The sequence below is a fragment of the Mesorhizobium sp. M7A.F.Ca.CA.001.10.2.1 genome (assembly GCF_003998575.1).
Lineage (GTDB): Bacteria > Pseudomonadota > Alphaproteobacteria > Rhizobiales > Rhizobiaceae > Mesorhizobium.
The window spans coordinates 1-1,420 of record NZ_RZQY01001012.1 but is presented as its reverse complement, the minus strand read 5'-3'; the positions used below and the strand labels follow the sequence as shown (position 1 = coordinate 1,420).

2 protein-coding genes are annotated in these 1,420 nt (G+C 65.1%); one reads left to right on the top strand and one right to left on the bottom strand.

Features of this window, described 5'->3' with window-relative positions; all coding sequences use genetic code 11:
* The coding region (locus tag EN964_RS34545; RefSeq protein ID WP_127277438.1) for a TetR-like C-terminal domain-containing protein at positions 1–447 on the top strand (447 nt) is incomplete at its 5' end.
* A 66-nt stretch (positions 448–513) separates the two neighbouring features.
* On the opposite strand, the gene EN964_RS34540 is transcribed toward EN964_RS34545, so the two are convergent.
* Positions 514–1,420: peptidylprolyl isomerase (locus EN964_RS34540; RefSeq protein WP_127277436.1), on the bottom strand; the 907-nt coding region annotated here is incomplete at its 5' end.

Genomic DNA, 1,420 nt, shown 5'->3' with positions numbered 1-1,420 from the left:
GGCAAACCCACCATCTATCGCTGGTGGCCGAGCAAGGCGGCATTGCTGCTTGAGGTCTATCAGCGCCAGAAGCGCGTCGAGGTTCCCGATACCGGGCGGCTGGAGGAGGATCTCGTCGGCTTCCTGAAAAACCTGTTCACCCACTGGCGCGAGACATCGTCGGGAAGCGTGTTCCGGTCGCTGATCGCCGAGGCGCAGTCGGACGAGACCGCTGCCGCGGCCCTTGCCGACTACTCGCTGGGCCGACGCTCCCATACCGGCCAGATCATCGAACGCGCCAAGGCAAGGGGCGAAATCCCGGCCGGCGTCGATTCAGCTGTTGTCGCAGACCTGATCGCCTCCTTCGCCTGGAGACATCTGTTGACCAACCGGCTCGACGAGGACGAAGCCGCCATCGGCAAGGCGGTCAACTACGTGATGCGAGGCATAGCGGCGCCCGCCCCTTAAAAAACGGCGATGAAAAAGGGCGCGGCAACCCCTGGCTGCCGCGCCCTTTTCAAAGAGCTATCAGTCTTACTTGGCGCTTTCCAGCGTATCGACCGTCTTCTTCAGGTTCGCGTCGGGGATCTCGATCTTGGCGCCGGCGCGCAGCGACTTGACCAGCGCAAAATATTTGTCGCGGATGACCGCCTGCTTGGCCTGGTCCTTGACGTCGTCGAAGGCCGGCGGCTGCTTGGTGCGCTTGTCCTCGAGCTTGATGACATGCCAGCCGAACTGCGACTGCACCGGCTGCTCGGTGTATTTGCCGACCTCGAGCGCGGAGGCCGCCTTGTCGAACTCCGGCACCATCTGGCCAGGTCCGAACCAGCCGAGATCGCCGCCGCTGGTCTTGCCCGAGGGATCGCTGGTGTGCTCGTTGGCGAGCTTCTGGAAGTCGGCGCCGCCGTCGAGCTGCTTGATGATGGCCTCGGCCTCTTCCTTCGTCTTCACGAGGATGTGACGGGCATGCAGCTCGTTGGTGGGCGGCGTGTTGGCGATTTCCTGGTCGTAGCGGGCGCGGACCTCGGCGTCGGTGACCTTGTCGACGACGCCCTTCTCGACCATCTCGCCATGCAGCGCGCGCTGCTGCAGGAAGGCCATGCGGCGCTGGAAGTCGGGATCCTTGTCGAGCCCTGACGTGACCGCCTGGGCGGCCATGACACGGATCTCGATGGCAGCCGAGAGCGCTGCGGCACGGCGCTGCTCGGGTGGCAATTGCGCGAACTGCTGTGACAATTCCCCTTCGGCAAGCACCAGATCGGCTTCGGTCAGGGGCTGGCCGTTGACCGTGGCGATAACCTTATTCGGATCGACCGGTGCCGCGGCTGGCGCTGCTGCATCCGCCGGGGCGGGAGCGGTTTGCTGCGCCATCAGCGGCGAGAGCGAAAGGGCCGACAGGCCGACGGCCAAGCCAAGGCTGGCGAGCGACGCGCGGCGGAAC